At 58.1% G+C, this 15,075-nt stretch carries 18 protein-coding genes and 1 tRNA gene; 5 read left to right on the top strand and 14 right to left on the bottom strand.

Translation table 11 applies throughout. The features are described 5' to 3' along the window. Positions 1 to 91 precede the first annotated feature (91 nt). Together aroQ and ACOQFT_RS22135 are read left to right on the top strand one after the other, a co-directional pair. Entirely contained in the window at positions 92 to 541 is a 450-nt protein-coding gene (aroQ, locus tag ACOQFT_RS22140) for a type II 3-dehydroquinate dehydratase (protein ID WP_421599982.1), read from the top strand. Next, complete coding sequence (locus ACOQFT_RS22135; protein ID WP_170442735.1) at positions 538 to 1,293, top strand: LuxR family transcriptional regulator; 756 nt, start codon at positions 538 to 540, stop codon at positions 1,291 to 1,293. The genes aroQ and ACOQFT_RS22135 overlap by 4 nt, the downstream gene beginning before the upstream one ends. Positions 1,294 to 1,670: 377 nt before the next feature. Here the strand turns inward: ACOQFT_RS22135 and tsf are convergent, their stop codons facing one another. From tsf to ACOQFT_RS22110, 5 genes are all read right to left on the bottom strand, one after another. Next, complete coding sequence (tsf, locus tag ACOQFT_RS22130) at positions 1,671 to 2,546, bottom strand: translation elongation factor Ts (RefSeq protein ID WP_170442733.1); 876 nt, start codon at positions 2,544 to 2,546, stop codon at positions 1,671 to 1,673. 76 nt (positions 2,547 to 2,622) lie between these two features. Then, complete coding sequence (rpsB, locus tag ACOQFT_RS22125; protein ID WP_421599981.1) at positions 2,623 to 3,426, bottom strand: 30S ribosomal protein S2; 804 nt, start codon at positions 3,424 to 3,426, stop codon at positions 2,623 to 2,625. Between the two features lie 166 nt (positions 3,427 to 3,592). After that, complete coding sequence (locus tag ACOQFT_RS22120) at positions 3,593 to 4,447, bottom strand: lysophospholipid acyltransferase family protein (RefSeq protein ID WP_421599980.1); 855 nt, start codon at positions 4,445 to 4,447, stop codon at positions 3,593 to 3,595. After that, positions 4,434 to 5,189, bottom strand: coding sequence for a GNAT family N-acetyltransferase (locus tag ACOQFT_RS22115; RefSeq protein WP_421599979.1), 756 nt, complete (start codon positions 5,187 to 5,189; stop codon positions 4,434 to 4,436). Before ACOQFT_RS22115 ends, ACOQFT_RS22120 begins: the two co-directional genes overlap by 14 nt. A gap of 98 nt (positions 5,190 to 5,287) precedes the next feature. Next, positions 5,288 to 5,470 (bottom strand): DUF3553 domain-containing protein, encoded by a 183-nt coding sequence (locus ACOQFT_RS22110; protein WP_170324899.1) that lies wholly within the window; start codon positions 5,468 to 5,470, stop codon positions 5,288 to 5,290. Between the two features lie 43 nt (positions 5,471 to 5,513). On the opposite strand from ACOQFT_RS22110, the gene ACOQFT_RS22105 reads away from it, so the two are divergent. Next, positions 5,514 to 6,110 carry a histidine phosphotransferase family protein gene (locus ACOQFT_RS22105; RefSeq protein ID WP_421599978.1) on the top strand — a complete coding sequence of 199 codons (597 nt, stop codon included), beginning with the start codon at positions 5,514 to 5,516 and terminating at the stop codon, positions 6,108 to 6,110. On the opposite strand, the gene ACOQFT_RS22100 is transcribed toward ACOQFT_RS22105, so the two are convergent. From ACOQFT_RS22100 to ACOQFT_RS22065, 8 genes are all read right to left on the bottom strand, one after another. Then, positions 6,107 to 7,369, bottom strand: a complete 1,263-nt coding sequence (locus tag ACOQFT_RS22100) for a glutamate-5-semialdehyde dehydrogenase (protein ID WP_421599977.1) — start codon at positions 7,367 to 7,369, stop codon at positions 6,107 to 6,109. The two genes, ACOQFT_RS22105 and ACOQFT_RS22100, sit on opposite strands and share 4 nt — an antisense overlap. A gap of 46 nt (positions 7,370 to 7,415) precedes the next feature. Then, the gene (gene proB, locus ACOQFT_RS22095) at positions 7,416 to 8,522 is read right to left on the bottom strand and encodes a glutamate 5-kinase (RefSeq protein WP_421599976.1); all 1,107 of its coding nucleotides are present in this window, start codon (positions 8,520 to 8,522) and stop codon (positions 7,416 to 7,418) included. Continuing rightward, the gene (obgE, locus tag ACOQFT_RS22090) at positions 8,510 to 9,544 is read right to left on the bottom strand and encodes a GTPase ObgE (RefSeq protein WP_170427712.1); all 1,035 of its coding nucleotides are present in this window, start codon (positions 9,542 to 9,544) and stop codon (positions 8,510 to 8,512) included. The genes proB and obgE overlap by 13 nt, the downstream gene beginning before the upstream one ends. A gap of 37 nt (positions 9,545 to 9,581) precedes the next feature. Further along, complete coding sequence (locus ACOQFT_RS22085; protein WP_421599975.1) at positions 9,582 to 10,118, bottom strand: GNAT family N-acetyltransferase; 537 nt, start codon at positions 10,116 to 10,118, stop codon at positions 9,582 to 9,584. A gap of 249 nt (positions 10,119 to 10,367) precedes the next feature. Then, positions 10,368 to 10,637, bottom strand: coding sequence for a 50S ribosomal protein L27 (gene rpmA / locus ACOQFT_RS22080; RefSeq protein ID WP_010440093.1), 270 nt, complete (start codon positions 10,635 to 10,637; stop codon positions 10,368 to 10,370). 11 nt (positions 10,638 to 10,648) lie between these two features. Continuing rightward, the gene (locus tag ACOQFT_RS22075; RefSeq protein ID WP_421599974.1) at positions 10,649 to 11,263 is read right to left on the bottom strand and encodes a 50S ribosomal protein L21; all 615 of its coding nucleotides are present in this window, start codon (positions 11,261 to 11,263) and stop codon (positions 10,649 to 10,651) included. A gap of 208 nt (positions 11,264 to 11,471) precedes the next feature. Continuing rightward, the gene (locus ACOQFT_RS22070; RefSeq protein WP_421599973.1) at positions 11,472 to 12,272 is read right to left on the bottom strand and encodes a DUF2059 domain-containing protein; all 801 of its coding nucleotides are present in this window, start codon (positions 12,270 to 12,272) and stop codon (positions 11,472 to 11,474) included. Further along, complete coding sequence (locus tag ACOQFT_RS22065; protein ID WP_421599972.1) at positions 12,272 to 13,114, bottom strand: DUF2059 domain-containing protein; 843 nt, start codon at positions 13,112 to 13,114, stop codon at positions 12,272 to 12,274. Before ACOQFT_RS22065 ends, ACOQFT_RS22070 begins: the two co-directional genes overlap by 1 nt. 123 nt (positions 13,115 to 13,237) lie before the next feature. On the opposite strand from ACOQFT_RS22065, the gene ACOQFT_RS22060 reads away from it, so the two are divergent. Further along, positions 13,238 to 13,327: transfer RNA gene (locus tag ACOQFT_RS22060), tRNA-Ser, on the top strand. Between the two features lie 258 nt (positions 13,328 to 13,585). Here the strand turns inward: ACOQFT_RS22060 and ACOQFT_RS22055 are convergent. Then, positions 13,586 to 14,665 (bottom strand): tyrosine-type recombinase/integrase, encoded by a 1,080-nt coding sequence (locus ACOQFT_RS22055; protein WP_421599971.1) that lies wholly within the window; start codon positions 14,663 to 14,665, stop codon positions 13,586 to 13,588. Positions 14,666 to 14,691: 26 nt separating this feature from the next. On the opposite strand from ACOQFT_RS22055, the gene ACOQFT_RS22050 reads away from it, so the two are divergent. After that, positions 14,692 to 14,874 (top strand): hypothetical protein, encoded by a 183-nt coding sequence (locus ACOQFT_RS22050; RefSeq protein ID WP_421599970.1) that lies wholly within the window; start codon positions 14,692 to 14,694, stop codon positions 14,872 to 14,874. Positions 14,875 to 15,075: the final 201 nt, after the last annotated feature.

The following is a 15,075-nucleotide window of genomic DNA, read 5'->3' as shown; positions in this document are numbered from 1 at the left end:
GTCGCTTCCCCCACTCGCCCTATAGGCGCGCTGGCTGGTGGACATTGACACCCTTTAGCGTCTATGAATTTCCCATGGGAACAGTGAAGTAATGCACAAAGCTTTGATTTTGAACGGTCCGAACCTGAACCTTCTGGGCACAAGGCAGCCCGAGGTTTATGGCAGTACCACGTTGGAAATGGTTGAGGACTTGTGCCTGAGCCATGGGTCTTCCATCGGGGTCGAAGTGTCGTGTTTTCAGTCCAACCACGAAGGGGCACTGATCGACGCCATTCATGAGGCCAAAGGGGATCAGGACGGGATCATTCTGAACGCCGGTGCCTTCACCCACACCTCCATCGCCCTGATGGATGCGATCGTGTCGGTCGAGCTTCCGGTGATCGAGGTGCATCTGTCCAACATCCACGCGCGTGAGACGTTCCGGCACCTGTCGTATATCTCAAAGGTCGCGGTCGGCCAGATTTGCGGCTTTGGTGCACATGGCTACGTGCTGGCGCTGGACGCATTGGCTGCGCATCTGAAAAGCGGGTCTTCTGCATGACGCTGAGTGAATATCTGCATTTCCTCAGCTACACCAAAACTCTGGAAGAGCTTTGGGATGCCCACTGTCGCCAGATGGCAAGTTTCGGTTTTGACCGCCTGATTTATGGGTACACCCAATACCGAACGGCGACCTCACTTGGTGACCCCGAAGATTTCGTGATTCTGACCAATCATGAAAAATCCTATCTGGACGGGTTCCTGCGGGATGGGATGTATTTCCATGCTCCGATGCTGAAATGGGCGTTGCACAATGAAGGCGCAGCCAGTTGGAACATCGCGCAGGACATGGTGGCCAACGGCAAGCTGACGGCGCAAGAGCTGGACGTTCTGGAATTCAACCGGTCGCAAGGCGTGACCTTCGGATACACGATCAGCTTCACTTCGGTCTCGATGCGGTCGAAAGGGGCAATTTCCCTGTCGTCCGGAGGCGCGGCCAGTCAGGCCGAAGTCGATGCGATGTGGGCCGAGCACGGCGATGACATCCTGCTGATGAACAACGTCGCGCATCTGAAAATCCTCACCCTGCCCTACAACGCCCCCAACCGGGCTTTGACCAAACGCCAGCGCGAGGCGTTGCAATGGGTCGGAGACGGCAAGACCACGCAGGACATCGCGTTGCTGATGGGACTGACTTCGGCAACGGTTGAAAAGCACCTGCGCCTTGCGCGTGAAGCCCTTTCCGTCGAAACCACGGCACAGGCAGTTTTGAAGGCATCTCTGCAGAATCAGATGTTCGTGATGGAGGCTTAGGTCTCCGAAAGCTGACGCCAAATTGCGTCAATTTACCCTAGGTAAGGAAATCATGACTTTCCATTCCTGAGGCGGAGTTGCAAAGTGAAATGGTTCCGTGAGTGGTGGCTTTAGCCAGGGAACATTTGGTTGGATCTTTGCAATAACAGGGCTCTCCAGCCGCTCTGACAAGAAGGCGCCTATTTGTCTGCGTCCGATTGCCGGAATTTTGGGGGGCCTCGACCATCCCCATCTTGCGGGGCCCCTCAATTAATTCCACGAACATCAAGACGCTTCGGCGTCTTTTTTTATTCCCGCACAAAAAAACCGGTCACGTCTTGCGCAACCGGTTTCGACATTTGCGTGTCCGGACCTCTTGCGAGGCCCGGAGATCGTCCTTAGCCCTGAGCGGCCTTGGCAACTTCGGCTGCGAAGTCTTCTTTTTCGACCACGATGCCTTCGCCAACTTCAAGACGGATGAAGCCGGTGATGGTTGCGCCTGCTTCTTTGGCCGCTGCCTCAACGGTCAGGTCAGGGTTCACAACGAACTGCTGGTTCAGCAGGGTCGATTCGGCGACGAATTTCTTCATGCGGCCTTCGATCATCTTCTCGATCACCTGCTCCGGCTTGCCGGATTCGCGGGCGATGTCCATCTGAACCTGCTTTTCTTTCTCGACAACGGCCGGGTCCATGTCCGCTTCGGACAGGGCCGCCGGGTTCACTGCTGCGATGTGCATCGCAACCTGCTTGCCGATCGCTTCGTCGCCACCGGTCAGAGCAACCAGAACGCCGATTTTGCCCATGCCGTTGGTGGCCGCGTTGTGGACGTAAGACACAACAGTGTCGCCCGACAGTTTGGCCATGCGGCGCACGGACATGTTCTCGCCGATAGTGGCGATCTTGTCGGTCAGGGTGTCGGCCACGTTCTTGCCACCCAGGTCAGCCGCCAGCAGCGCGTCGACATCTGCAACGCCTTCGGCTGCGTAAGCGATCTTGCCAACCATTTCCTGGAATTCGGCGTTTTTCGCAACGAAGTCGGTTTCCGAGTTCACCTCGACAGCAACACCGTTGCCGCCGTTGACGTGAACAGCAACCAGACCTTCTGCTGCGGTACGGCCCGACTTCTTGGCCGCTTTGGCCAAGCCCTTGGTGCGCAGCCAGTCAACGGCTTCGTCCATGTTGCCGCCGGTTTCGGTCAGCGCTTTTTTCGCGTCCATCATGCCTGCGCCGGTCTGGTCGCGCAGTTCTTTAACCATTGCTGCTGTGATTGCCATCTTGGGCTCTCCTCAATTCAAACGGAATTGGGGCAGGTCATACCCTGCCCCATATGTCATTTACGTGACGGGCAGCTTACGCTTCGGCTTTGGCTTCCGGCGCGGCTTCTTCAGCAACAGGTGCTTCTTCCGCAACGACTTCTTCAACCGGTGCTTCTTCGAATGCACCCAGGTCAACACCTGCGGCACCCATCTGAGCGGTCATGCCGTCCAGAGCTGCACGAGCAACCAGATCGCAGTACAGAGCGATTGCACGCGCTGCGTCGTCGTTGCCGGGGATGATATAGTCAACGCCGTCGGGCGAGCAGTTGGTGTCAACCACGGCCACAACCGGGATACCCAGCTTGTTGGCTTCGGCGATTGCCAGTGCTTCTTTCTTGACGTCGATGACGAACAGCAGGTCAGGAACGCCGCCCATCTCGCGGATGCCGCCCAGCGAAGCCTGCAACTTGGCCTGGTCACGCTCCATGCCCAGACGCTCTTTCTTGGTCAGGCCTTCGGCGCCCGATTCCATGGCTTCGTCAATCTGGTTCAGACGGTTGATCGACTGGGAAACGGTTTTCCAGTTGGTCAGCGTGCCGCCCAGCCAGCGGTGGTTCATGAAGTACTGAGCCGACTTTTCAGCGGCGTCTGCGATCGGCTGAGCAGCCTGACGCTTGGTACCAACGAACAGAACGCGGCCACCTTTTGCAACGGTGTCACGAACCGCCTGCAGCGCCTGGTCCAGCATTGGAACGGTCTGGGTCAGGTCCATGATGTGGATGCCATTGCGCGAGCCGTAGATGAACGGGCCCATGCGGGGATTCCAACGCTGTGTCTGGTGACCAAAGTGAACGCCAGCTTCCAGCAGCTGACGCATGGTGAACTCGGGAAGAGCCATGCTATTTTCCTTTTCCGGTTTACGCCTGGGCGGGGGTGAAAGAAGCGGATGCTCCAACCGGCGGCATTGATGAGGATGTCTCCCTCAAAAAGGCCAAACCCCGCCTGCGGGTTTGAATGGCGCGCGTATACGGCAGGTTTGGATGCAGCGCAAGGGCCTACTGCCCTTATTTTTCGAGCCGGGCCAAGCTGTGCGCATGTCGCACGGCTTCTTCGCAATGCGCCGCCAGCGCCTTGCGGTTATCAAAGTCGCTGACCTTGGCCGGGGCATGAAAGATCAACTCCACAGCCCCTTGCCTGCGCGCACCGAGTGTCTTGAGCAGATGCGGCCCGAACTCCATTTCGCCCCACCAGCCATAGAACCGGTCCGGCTGGCCTTCGGGTGCGTGGAAGATCACCGAGACCGGCTGCACATACATGAATTCGCGTAATTCTTCCGCGAAGAACGCAGCAAAGAGCGTTGTTTTGAAAGGCAAAACCCGCAGACCATCGGTCGATGTACCTTCGGGGAAGAACAACAATTTATGGCCGGCTTTCAGGCGGGCTTCAAACACCTTGGTCTGTTCTTTGGCCTTCTTGCGGTCCCGCTCGATGAACACGGTGCCGGTCGCACGGGCCAGCCAGCCTATACCGGGCCATTTCGCAACTTCGGCCTTGGACACGAAAAAGACCCGCTTGCGCGCGTTCAACGCAAAGATGTCCAGCCAGGAGGAATGGTTCGCAACCACGGCCCCGCGCTGCTGCATCAACTGCCCCGAAGTTCGAAATCCCATTCCGAGAATTCGGAACGCATTGCGGCTGACGAACTGCGCGATGAACGGCGTGATCGGACGGCGCATGCCGAATAACGGGAGTTCGATCAGACGAATGGTCAGAAGGACGATCAGCCCGCCAAATACCAGTAGCGCCAGAGGCACCCCGCGCAGAAAGACGAGAACCCACCCAATCAGCCCAAGATTGATCGGGTCCGGCGCATCCTCACTGTTCCACAGCGCGTCGTTCACCGGGTTACGCTCCGCCATAGATTCGTTTCTGCCGTTCATTCATGCGGGCAGTGTCAAGGATCAGGCACACGTCCGTCGTGTTGAAGGCGTGATCGATAAAGGCGCCTTCGCCCACGAAACCGCCCAACCGCAGATAGGCTTTGATCAGCGCCGGAACTTGCACCATCGCCGCGCGGCGATCCAGGTCGTCCGGCGCCACGAGATCCATGGATTGAAACACGTCCGGCTGCGCCCGAACCCGCAGATCGGGCGGCGCCAGATGGTTGTGATGCAGCATCGACAAGGGCTGCGCCAGGTCCTGAACATTCGTGCCATGAAAACTGGCGACGCCGAACAGAACCTCGATCTCGCGCTCATTGACGTAAGCCGCCAAACCGTTCCACAGGTGATACATCGCCGTACCACCGCGGTAATCGGGATGCAGGCAGGACCGCCCCAATTCCAACAGCTTGCGGCCGCTTTGTTTGAGGACCTTCAGGTCGTATTCGTCTTCGGAATAGAACTGCCCCAGTTCTGCAGCACGTTCGCCCGGTAACAGCCTGTAAACGCCCACAGTTTCGCAGGTGACGTTGTCGATGGCCAGCATGTGGTCGAAATACGGGTCGAACCTGTCGCGCTCTAGCCCAGCCTCGTGATCGACCATCTCTCCGCCACCGCCCAGTTCGCGGACAAACACGTCATAGCGCAGCCGCTGGGCCGCGCGCAATTCGTCCTCGGTCTCGGCGAGTTTGACGGTAAAGGAAGGGCCTGCATCCGGCATCTGAGGTTCCGTTCTTGTTTGCGCGCTGATACCGCAGTTTTCGGGGGGATGGCAACAAGAGCGGATATGCGGGGCTGTTAACCTTTCCTAAACCAGTTTCACGGATCAAAGACTGGCATCAGGGCGATGCGTGTTCCGTCAATCACCACTTTCCCCTGCTCGCGAAAGTTGACGGTGATCTTGCCCCCGATGTTGGACTGCACCTGTCCAACGCCCCAATCGGGGAAATCGGGGTGGCGGACATACATGCCCGGTGCAAGAATGGCATTGAGGTCTGACATGTCTGGGCTCCAGGTCCGGCGGCAGATGCAGCAGGAGGTACGCATGAGCGACACCACAGTCAACATGGCCGAGCTTATCGGTTCCCGGATCTGTCACGATCTGATCAGCCCCATTGGCGCGATCACCAACGGGCTGGAGTTGCTTGAGATGGTTGGAGGCACCCAGGGTCCCGAAATGGAACTGATTTCGGGTAGCGTCGGCAGCGCCGGGGCGCGGATACGGTTCTTCCGCGTTGCGTTCGGATCGGCCAGTGACCAGCCTCTGGGACGGGCTGAGGTGTCTGAGCTGCTGAAGGATGTTGAACGGGCTGGCCGAGTGCGCGTCAACTGGCACCTGACCGAAGCGGTGCCGCGCAATCAGGTGAAACTGGCGTTTCTGGCATTGATGTGCTGCGAAAGCGCGATGCCCTTTGGCGGTGAGGTCACAATCGCCAATACTGGGGAAACTTGGACGGTGACGGGTTCGGCCGACAAGCTGAATCTGGATAATGATCTGTGGAAGAGCCTGCCTCTGGGCCGGTTTGCCAACAAGGTCACCCCCGCGCAGGTACAGTTTGCACTGCTGCCCGAGACCGCGGCGTCGATGGGGCGGCGGGTTGCGGCAGAAACCACCTCAACCCGCATTGTGATCCGGTTCTAGGACCGGGTCGTTCCGTTCCCACGCACCAGATATTTGAAACTGGTCAACTGCGCGGCGCCCACGGGTCCGCGCGCGTGCATCTTGCCGGTGGCGATACCGATCTCGGCGCCCATTCCAAACTCGCCCCCATCGGCAAACTGGGTCGAGGCATTGTGCATCAGGATCGCGCTGTCGAGCCGTTCAAAGAACCGCGCGGCAGCGTCCGCATCTTCGGTCATGATACAGTCGGTATGGTTCGAGCCATACTGACGGATATGCGTAATAGCCGCGTCGATATCTGCCACCGGTTTGGCGGCAATGATGCTGTCGAGGAATTCCTTGCCCCAATCGTCCGCTGTGGCCGCAATCGTGCCTTCCACAGCCAGCGCACCTTCGGCATGGACCTCAACACCTGCGGCCTGCAGCGCGGCAATTACGTCCCGGCCCAGCGTTTCGGCGATGTCCTGATGGATCAACAGACACTCGGCGGCGCCACAAATCCCGGTACGACGAGTCTTGGCGTTCAGCACCACATCCAGTGTTTTCTGCGGGTCGGCTGATTTGTCGATATAGATATGCACGATGCCTTCGAGATGCGCGAATACGGGCACACGGGCCTCGCGCTGGACCAGACCAACCAGACCTTTGCCGCCGCGCGGAACGATGACGTCCACGTAGTCGGTCAGGGTCAGCAATTCCTGCACAGCGGCCCGGTCGCGCGTCGGCACCAGCTGGATCGCGTCTTCGGGCAGGTTTGCGGCCTTCAACCCTTCGACCAGACAGGCATGGATCGCGCTAGAGGAATGGAAGCTTTCAGACCCGCCGCGCAGGATCACGGCATTGCCGGATTTCAGGCATAGTGCACCTGCATCCGCTGTCACGTTCGGACGGCTTTCGTAAATCACGCCGATCACGCCCAAAGGTGTGCGGACGCGTTGGATGTTCAGGCCCGAGGGCATATCCCATTCGGCCAGAACTTCGCCAACCGGGTCAGCCTGATCCGCCACGGTGCGCAAGCCGCCGACCATGCCCTGAATGCGGGATTCGTCCAGCATCAGGCGATCCATCATCGCCGGGCTCAGGCCCTTTTCGCGGCCAAACTCCAGGTCTTTCTTGTTTGCCGCGATGATGTCGGCTCGGTGTGCCCAAACCGCATCCGCTGCAGCAATCAGGGCGGCGTGCTTGCGTTCTGCGCTGGCACAGGCCAGATCGGCAGAGGCCGATTTGGCGCGTTTTCCAAGATCGGCCATCAGTGTGGGAATGCTGTCGAAATCCTTCATCTCATGTGCCTTTCGGTCGGTCTTCTGGTGTTTTAGCATTGCGCGCCTACAGCGCCAAATCGTCCCGGTGGATCAAAACGGCCCGCCCCGGATAACCCAAAGTTGCCTCGATCTCCGAGGACTTTCGCCCCTTGATCGCATCCGCCTCTTGCGCGGTATAGCGGCTGAGGCCTTGCGCCAGTCGGCGCGAGGTTGGGTCAAGGATTGCCACCGGATCGCCGCGGCCAAAATCTCCGGTCACTTCGACGATGCCCGCAGGCAGCAGGCTTTTGCCATTGCCGAGCGCACGCGCCGCGCCCGCATCCACCACAATCTCGCCCCGCGGTTTCATCGCCGAAATCCAGCGTTTCCGGGCAGCGTGCGGATCCAGAGTGGCCGTGAACCAGGTGCAATTTGCGCCATTCTCAAGCGTTTTCAGCGGGTTCAGGGGTGACCCTTCGGTGATCGCCATATCGCAACCCGCTGCTGTTGCCATCTTGGCGGCCAGCAGTTTGGTTTTCATACCGCCCTTAGACAGCCCCGACCCGGCATCGCCCGCCATCTCTTCGATTTCCGGGGTGATGTCGTCGATCGAATCATAACGCGTGGCCGAGGCATCTTCGTTCGGGTTGCCGGTGTAGAACCCATCCACGTCCGACAGCAGGATCAGTTGGTCGGCCCCGACGGTCACCGCGATCTGAGCGGCCAGTCGGTCATTGTCGCCGTAGCGGATCTCGTCCGTCGCAACGGTGTCGTTTTCGTTGACAATCGGAACCACGCCGAGGCTCAGCAACGTTTCGAGTGTTGCGCGAGAGTTCAGGTAACGGCGGCGGTCTGCACTGTCTTCTAGCGTCACCAGGACCTGCGCAGTGGTGATCTTGTGCGGAGTCAGTGCTTCTTCATAAGCGCGGGCCAGGCGGATTTGGCCCACGGCGGCGGCTGCCTGAGACTGTTCAAGGGGCAAGGCCTCCATCGGCAGGTCAAGCACCCCGCGACCCAGAGCGATTGACCCGGACGAGACCAGAATGACATCCGTCCCCTGCCCCTTGAGCCACGCCACATCCTGCGCCAGTGAATGCAGCCAGTCCGACCGCAACAACCCTGTATTCCGATCCACCAGCAATGCGGACCCGATCTTGACCACCAGACGTTTGGCCGAGGTCAGGGTTGCCACGACTTCGCCTCCTCAGCGGGCTTCTGCCGCAGGCGGTTTTCGTCGATCTGGGCGCGCAACGCCCGCAGAACCTCGGTCACGCCCAAATGGGCCACGCCCGACATGGTCATGACGGGGCCGCCAACGGCCTCTTCCAATTCGGCCTTGGCCAGATCGCGCTCTTCGTCATCCAGCGCGTCAACCTTGTTCAACACCGTGATGCGAGGCTTTTCGGCCAGCTCACCGCCATAAGCCTCAAGTTCGTGGATGATCGTGCGGTAATCATCGGCCACGGTCTCAGATGTGCCATCGACCAAATGCAGCAAGACGGCGCAACGTTCGACATGGCCCAGGAACCGGTCACCGATCCCGCGGCCCTCATGCGCGCCTTCGATCAGGCCGGGGATGTCGGCCACGACGAATTCGACGTTATCGACGCCAACAACGCCCAGATTGGGGTGCAGGGTCGTAAAGGGATAATCCGCGATCTTGGGGCGCGCGTTCGATGTCGCCGCCAGAAAGGTCGATTTGCCCGCGTTGGGCATCCCCAACAGCCCCACATCGGCGATCAGTTTCAGCCGCAGCCAGATGGTGCGGTCGATTCCCGCCTGCCCCGGATTGGCCCGGCGCGGCGCCTGGTTGGTGGCTGATTTGAAATGCAGGTTGCCGAAGCCGCCATTGCCGCCCTTGGCCAGCAAAACGCGTTGCCCAACCTCGGTCAGGTCGCAAATCACGGTCTCTTCGTCTTCGTCCAGAATTTCGGTGCCGACGGGCACACGCAAAACGATGTCATCGCCATCCTTGCCGGTGCGTTGTTGTCCGCGACCAGGCTGGCCGTTCTTGGCAAAGAAATGCTGCTGATAGCGGAAGTCGATCAGGGTGTTCAGCCCGTCCACGACCTCGGCCCAAACCGAGCCACCTTTACCGCCGTCCCCGCCATCGGGTCCGCCATATTCGATGTATTTTTCGCGCCGAAAGCTGACGCAGCCGCCACCTCCGGCCCCGGACCGGATGTAGACCTTTGCAAGATCGAGAAATTTCATGGCTGTCCCCTACTGCAAAGGCCCCATCGGCCACAAGTCAGAGTTTTTTGCTGTATGTCCAGGTGGGCACGTTTGCATCACGCGCCACCGAGTAGTTTTCGGCGTCACCAAGGTACTGGAACCCGCAATGAGTCAGCACCCGGGCCGAGGCCGGATTATCCTGAAACACGCTGGCGAACATCGTCGCGTTTTCCAACGGATTAGCATTGACCAGCGTTTCAACTGCCAGCGATGCGATGCCGGTGTTCCAATAGACTGGCGCGACCCAATAGCCGACTTCGGTCTGGTTGCGATCCAGCCGCGTCAATGAGATCAGACCGATCAGTTCGGGTCCGCCATCTTTGGTGGCATCCATTACCCAAACGTCCTCTTCGCGATCCTCGGCCATGGAACGGGTCACAAAGGCCTCGATCGAGCCGGGCGGCAAAGGGTGCGGGATCGACGTGGTCATGCGCGCCACGCGCTCATCGCCTGCGTAATGTTCAATGAGACCCATATCCGACCGACGCAGCGGGCGCAGGTCGAACCGCTCGGTTTCTATGACCGGCTGGTTTATTATTGTCTCAAGTTTCATGAGTTCGTTCCTCCTCCGAACAACACGTAAATCGCGGACGCAACGGTGAAACCAATTAACGTCCCAATCAGATATTTCCGCCCCATCCGATCTTCAACCGCAGGGGCAATCCGGCCCTGAACCAGTGACGGGATTATGCTTGCTGCGTGTGTCATCGGGGCCATTGATCAAAACTGCGTTAAAACGAGAAAGGGGACCGGCATTTTCTGCCGGTCCCCCATGAATTTTTCAAACCTTATGGGTTTCGGCTTACTCTGCGGCCTCCGCCACTGGCAGGACCGAAATAAAGGTGCGGTTCTTGAGTCCCTTGTGGAACTTCACGGCGCCATCAACAGTTGCAAAGATGGTGTGATCTTTGCCCATGCCTACGCCTTCGCCCGGCCAGAACTTGGTGCCGCGCTGACGCACGATGATGTTGCCTGCGATGGCTGCCTGGCCACCATACAGTTTCACGCCAAGGCGGCGACCAGCTGAGTCGCGACCGTTACGGGAGGAACCGCCAGCTTTTTTATGTGCCATTCTCTCTCTCCTTAGCCTTGAGCCAGCTCTTTGGCTTGCTCAACCCATTCGGGTTTCACTTTGATGGTGTCGATAGCAGCAATCTGCTCGTCCGACAAGGCGGCCAGAGCGGCAAAGCTCTCGATACCGGCTTCTGCCAGCTTCTTGGCAGCGGCGGGGCCGACACCGTTCAGCTTGGTCAGATCATCAGCGGCAACAGCGGCGGGTGCCTCTGCTTTGGCTTCTGCTTTCTTGGCAGGCTTTTTTGCCGCCGGAGCAGCTTCGCCAGCCGGAGCCGAACCGGTTGCAGCCTTGATGCCCGACTTGTCAGCGCCCGACGACAGGATGTCGGTGATTTTGACCAGGGTCAGTTTCTGACGGTGGCCAACGGTACGCTTCGAGCTGTGCTTACGACGGCGCTTGACGAACTTGATGACTTTGTCACCTTTGACCTGTTCGATCACTTCGGCCTGTACGCCTGCGCCTTCAACGAAAGGTGCGCCAACAACCGGAGCGTCACCGCCCAGCATCAGAACATCGTTGAATTGAATTTTTTCACCTGCGTCGGCAGCCAGCTTTTCAACGCGGAGCACGTCGCCCGCCTGAACCTTGTACTGCTTGCCGCCAGTCTTGAGGACCGCAAACATGCGTCTTTCCTTTTCTAACCCGCGTTCTGTGGTCCCCGTTTGGGAGTTGACGGCCTCAGCCACCTCGAACAGCGCGCCCTTTTCGGGCTGTGTGACGACCCGTGGGATATGCCCTTTGGGTCAACAATAACGAGACCCGGCGCGGAAAACCGGCCGGGATGCGCGCTTATCCATAGATTGCAGAGGAAAGTCAACATCAAATGCAGGCTTAAAGGTCGGAACCCTGCAGCACGTGCGCGACCGCCTGACCCAATTGAAAATAGATCACGTCGAACATCTGATCGAAGCTTTCAAACAGGGCGTTGTTGATCGCCCTGCCCGTTTCGGTTCGTGAAAACGCGATATTCTCGCGAATCTGCGCATCGCTCAGCGGTTGATAGGCCAGCAGAAAGAAAGAATACAGCCATGTCTGCGTCTCTTCTGTCATACTGTCCTTTTGCGTCAGAAGCTGTGCCAAAAGCTCGGCGTCATCCACTTCACCGCCCAGATCCATCCCGCGGAAGAAATTGTAGTCGGCGCTGATGGAGTTCTGAACGTTTTCTTCGATCAGGTTGTTGATCCGGATGTATTCATCGACCAGACGGTAAAGCTCGGAGTCCTTGTCGCCGTTCTCATACGCGTCCTGCGCCATTTCCTCGATGGCTTCATCGGCAAGGGCGATACGGGCCGTGATCTCAAGCGAAACGATAGTCTGACCCAGATCGCTTTCGTAAAACAGGATCGCGCGGTCCAGTTCCCTGTCGGTAAGGGATTGATCGAACACATCCACGACCTGGCGGCGCATTCTGTCGGCATCGTAAATCCGGTCGACCTGGTTTTGAAAAACCTGGCCGCCTTTATTGTCCAGAAAGCTATCCTGCAGGGTTTGCCCCATCGTGCCACCTTCATCCTGCAGGATTTCGATGACTTCATCCAGATGCAGGGCTTGCAGCAGACGTTCGACCTTTTCCTCGGCCTGCAGCGGCGTGGTCCACAAAAACAGGGCGGCAAACGCCAGAAACAGTCGCATCAGATGTCCTGTGCCGGGTGCAATTCCGCCATCCGTGAGGCCAGAATCTCGAACTTCATGGCCATGATTTCGTATTGAACCGCGTTGAGAAGCTCATAAACCTCCTGCATCAGCGGCTGTTCCAACGCCTGGGCATAGGCGATGACATCGGCATCCGAGAAATCCCGATAGGTATAGGCCGCCCCGGCAAGCGCGGACAATTGCAGCGCCTGTCTCATGCCGGTTTCGTTTTGCTTCATCATCTGCCGCAGCTCATCGGCGCTCAGTTCCAGGTCGATCACTCCGGATGCGCTGGCGGCCAGCAGAAAACGCAATTGAACCTCTTGCAGCGCCCGCAACGCCGTTCCGCTGGAATCAATGGCGGCGTTCATGCGCTTGAGGTTCTCGACACGCTTCGACCCGTCCTTGATCAGACCGGCCACGATCTCCTGACCCTGCTGCTGTTTGGCGTCGTCATCTTCGGCCATATGAGACGCATTTTCCGCCTCGACCAGCCGCTGCCCCAGATCCGAGGCATAGAATTCTACGGCATGGTTCAGGGCCTCATCGCTCAGCGTCTGTTCCAGAATGGCGACTGCGGTTTCGTGCATGTCTTCGGTATCGAACACCTCTTCGGTCAGGCGGGTCCAGTCCGAGCCGAACCCTTCGGGGTCGATTCCCAGCATCCGGGGCGCCGAGGCCGAGGCAAGCGCGATGCTATCCAGCGCCACGTCAAAACCGGTTGTGGTCAGAAAGGCCTCAATCCGGTCGCGCCCGGCGGCCCATGTGGGCGCGGGCAACATGGCAAACGCCAAAAGCAACGGAACAAAGGGCAAAGCGAGGCGGCGTAGGTGACAAGTCATATCCAGAAGCCTAGGTGTTTTGCGCCATCTGGCAATGGAAAATCCCGTCTTGGTGAATTTCGGGAATTTTCTGCTTGCACCCCCGCGCGTTCCTCACTAAATCCCCCCCTCACAGACCCCCGCGGAGAGGTGCCGGAGTGGTCGAACGGGGCGGTCTCGAAAACCGTTGTGGGTGCAAGCCCACCCAGGGTTCGAATCCCTGTCTCTCCGCCACTATCCCCCTGACAAGCAATAATATTTTTCGCCGACGCGGCGAATCATCAGGTGCCCATACCAGACCTCACAACCCCGAAATTTGACATACTATGTCACACTTCGAGTTCCGATTGCGCCGACTATGTCATCTCCCTGGTCCAAATTCCGCAGCAAACGCGTTGTTCTGACATCCATTGTTTGAGCGCTGATCGACAAAAGGAAACAGGCCCCGCAATCGCTGCGAGGCCTGATTTCATGTTCTGAGCCAGCTGAGATTCACCGGAAGCCGTTGTCCCCATCGGAGCGCGCGGCATCTTGCTCCTCCTGGGTCAGATACCGGAAGTAATAGCGTTCGGTCGTCCTCACCGACACATGGCCGATATACCGGCTGACCCGATAGATGCTCCAGCCCTCCTGCAGACGCTCAATCGCGAACTTGTGCCGGATATCATGCAGGCGTGAGCCAAATCCGGTTTCCTGCCCATATTCCCAGAACAGGTTTGAAGCGTCCTTGTAATAGCCATGATCGCTCCGATTCCAGAATAAATATGGAGACGAGTTGGACCGCGGAATGCGAAGGAGGATATCGATTGCGCCCTGTCGCAGTGTTATGACTCGGATCTTTCCGCCTTTAGTATTGCGATAGGTGACTTTTACTTTGCCTTCGACAGGTTTCTCCATCCCCTTGATATCAGACCATTTGATCATTGCGGTTTCTTTCACCCGCCCGCCTGTTTCATTCAGAAAGCCAGGAAATTCCGACAGGGTTCCAGGAGCTCTTGAAGCCAGTTCCTCAATGGCAGTGTCTGTGGGCATTACGATATCCGGCAGGACTTCTTTCATCCCCTGCCGCTCATAAGAAGCAACAGGGTTGTCCAGGATCCAGCCATCATTCTTCATCACAGACATCAGGTGCCAGAACGCGGTGAGATCACGGTTGATCGTGGCCACAGTAACGCCTTGGTCTTTGCGCCGCTCCACAAACTCGGAAACAACCGCCCTGTCGATCTCCATCGCCATGAGATCAGAAACGTCGTCGCCCTCATCTTCACAATATTCCTCGAGAACACCGAGGATACTACGGAGGCTCGTCCTGTAGCGCTTGATGGTTTCTGCCGACCAGGAAGAGTTCCCCTGATCCATCCCGTCATAGAACTTGACGAAACCGGCCTGAAACAACCAATCGTTTTCACCTTTGCGGGCTTTCTCTTGCAGTTCCTCTATGCGGCTTTTCGCCTTCTTTTCGGCGACGCGTTTCGAAGTTGTTCGAAGCGACTCTCTGTGGCGGACTCCGTCGATCGTGACACTGAGATGCCAGTTTTTGCTGCCCGATTGCTTGTAGATGTTGCTCGACATTTCTTGTTTCCTTCATTGAGCCAGATGTGGAATTCGTGCTGGTCAAAAAGCCAGAGACCTTCACGTTTTGTTGCGCCAGGGATTTCCTTCTTGGTTGCGAGATCGGTGATCTTCCTTCGGGAATATCCGCTGAGGTGCGCGACGACTGCTGTCTTGATGGGCGGCGGCCTGTCGGCCAGCCCATCAATCAGCTCAAGGTTTTCAAATGAAGCGGAGCTTCGAACTGCTCTGTTTGTCATGGGTCTATTTCCCTTTTTGTTTTGGCCGGTGCTTTCGCCTTGAGCTGGCGTAAGCGATCAGGAGATTTCATCTCGGTTGATGAAGAAAAGCTCGAAGCGAGGGCGAATGTCTCGAAAGCCACGTCCAGCCATTCCGGGAACGTTCCTTCCGGTTGCCGACATCTCGGGCCT

This window comes from Ruegeria sp. MALMAid1280 (assembly GCF_049195285.1).
Taxonomy (GTDB): Bacteria; Pseudomonadota; Alphaproteobacteria; order Rhodobacterales; family Rhodobacteraceae; genus Ruegeria.
This window is presented reverse-complemented; position numbering and strand designations above follow the sequence as displayed.

Excerpts from the sequence above, each read along its gene's own strand:
- aroQ (WP_421599982.1), top strand. The coding sequence starts at position 92 with ATGCACAAAGCTTTGATTTTGAACGGTCCGAACCTGAACCTTCTGGGC.
- ACOQFT_RS22135 (WP_170442735.1), top strand. The coding sequence starts at position 538 with ATGACGCTGAGTGAATATCTGCATTTCCTCAGCTACACCAAAACTCTG.
- tsf (WP_170442733.1), bottom strand. The coding sequence starts at position 2,546 with ATGGCAATCACAGCAGCAATGGTTAAAGAACTGCGCGACCAGACCGGC.
- rpsB (WP_421599981.1), bottom strand. The coding sequence starts at position 3,426 with ATGGCTCTTCCCGAGTTCACCATGCGTCAGCTGCTGGAAGCTGGCGTT.
- ACOQFT_RS22120 (WP_421599980.1), bottom strand. The coding sequence starts at position 4,447 with ATGGCGGAGCGTAACCCGGTGAACGACGCGCTGTGGAACAGTGAGGAT.
- ACOQFT_RS22115 (WP_421599979.1), bottom strand. The coding sequence starts at position 5,189 with ATGCCGGATGCAGGCCCTTCCTTTACCGTCAAACTCGCCGAGACCGAG.
- ACOQFT_RS22110 (WP_170324899.1), bottom strand. The coding sequence starts at position 5,470 with ATGTCAGACCTCAATGCCATTCTTGCACCGGGCATGTATGTCCGCCAC.
- ACOQFT_RS22105 (WP_421599978.1), top strand. The coding sequence starts at position 5,514 with ATGAGCGACACCACAGTCAACATGGCCGAGCTTATCGGTTCCCGGATC.
- ACOQFT_RS22100 (WP_421599977.1), bottom strand. The coding sequence starts at position 7,369 with ATGAAGGATTTCGACAGCATTCCCACACTGATGGCCGATCTTGGAAAA.
- obgE (WP_170427712.1), bottom strand. The coding sequence starts at position 9,544 with ATGAAATTTCTCGATCTTGCAAAGGTCTACATCCGGTCCGGGGCCGGA.
- ACOQFT_RS22085 (WP_421599975.1), bottom strand. The coding sequence starts at position 10,118 with ATGAAACTTGAGACAATAATAAACCAGCCGGTCATAGAAACCGAGCGG.
- rpmA (WP_010440093.1), bottom strand. The coding sequence starts at position 10,637 with ATGGCACATAAAAAAGCTGGCGGTTCCTCCCGTAACGGTCGCGACTCA.
- ACOQFT_RS22075 (WP_421599974.1), bottom strand. The coding sequence starts at position 11,263 with ATGTTTGCGGTCCTCAAGACTGGCGGCAAGCAGTACAAGGTTCAGGCG.
- ACOQFT_RS22070 (WP_421599973.1), bottom strand. The coding sequence starts at position 12,272 with ATGCGACTGTTTCTGGCGTTTGCCGCCCTGTTTTTGTGGACCACGCCG.
- ACOQFT_RS22065 (WP_421599972.1), bottom strand. The coding sequence starts at position 13,114 with ATGACTTGTCACCTACGCCGCCTCGCTTTGCCCTTTGTTCCGTTGCTT.
- ACOQFT_RS22055 (WP_421599971.1), bottom strand. The coding sequence starts at position 14,665 with ATGTCGAGCAACATCTACAAGCAATCGGGCAGCAAAAACTGGCATCTC.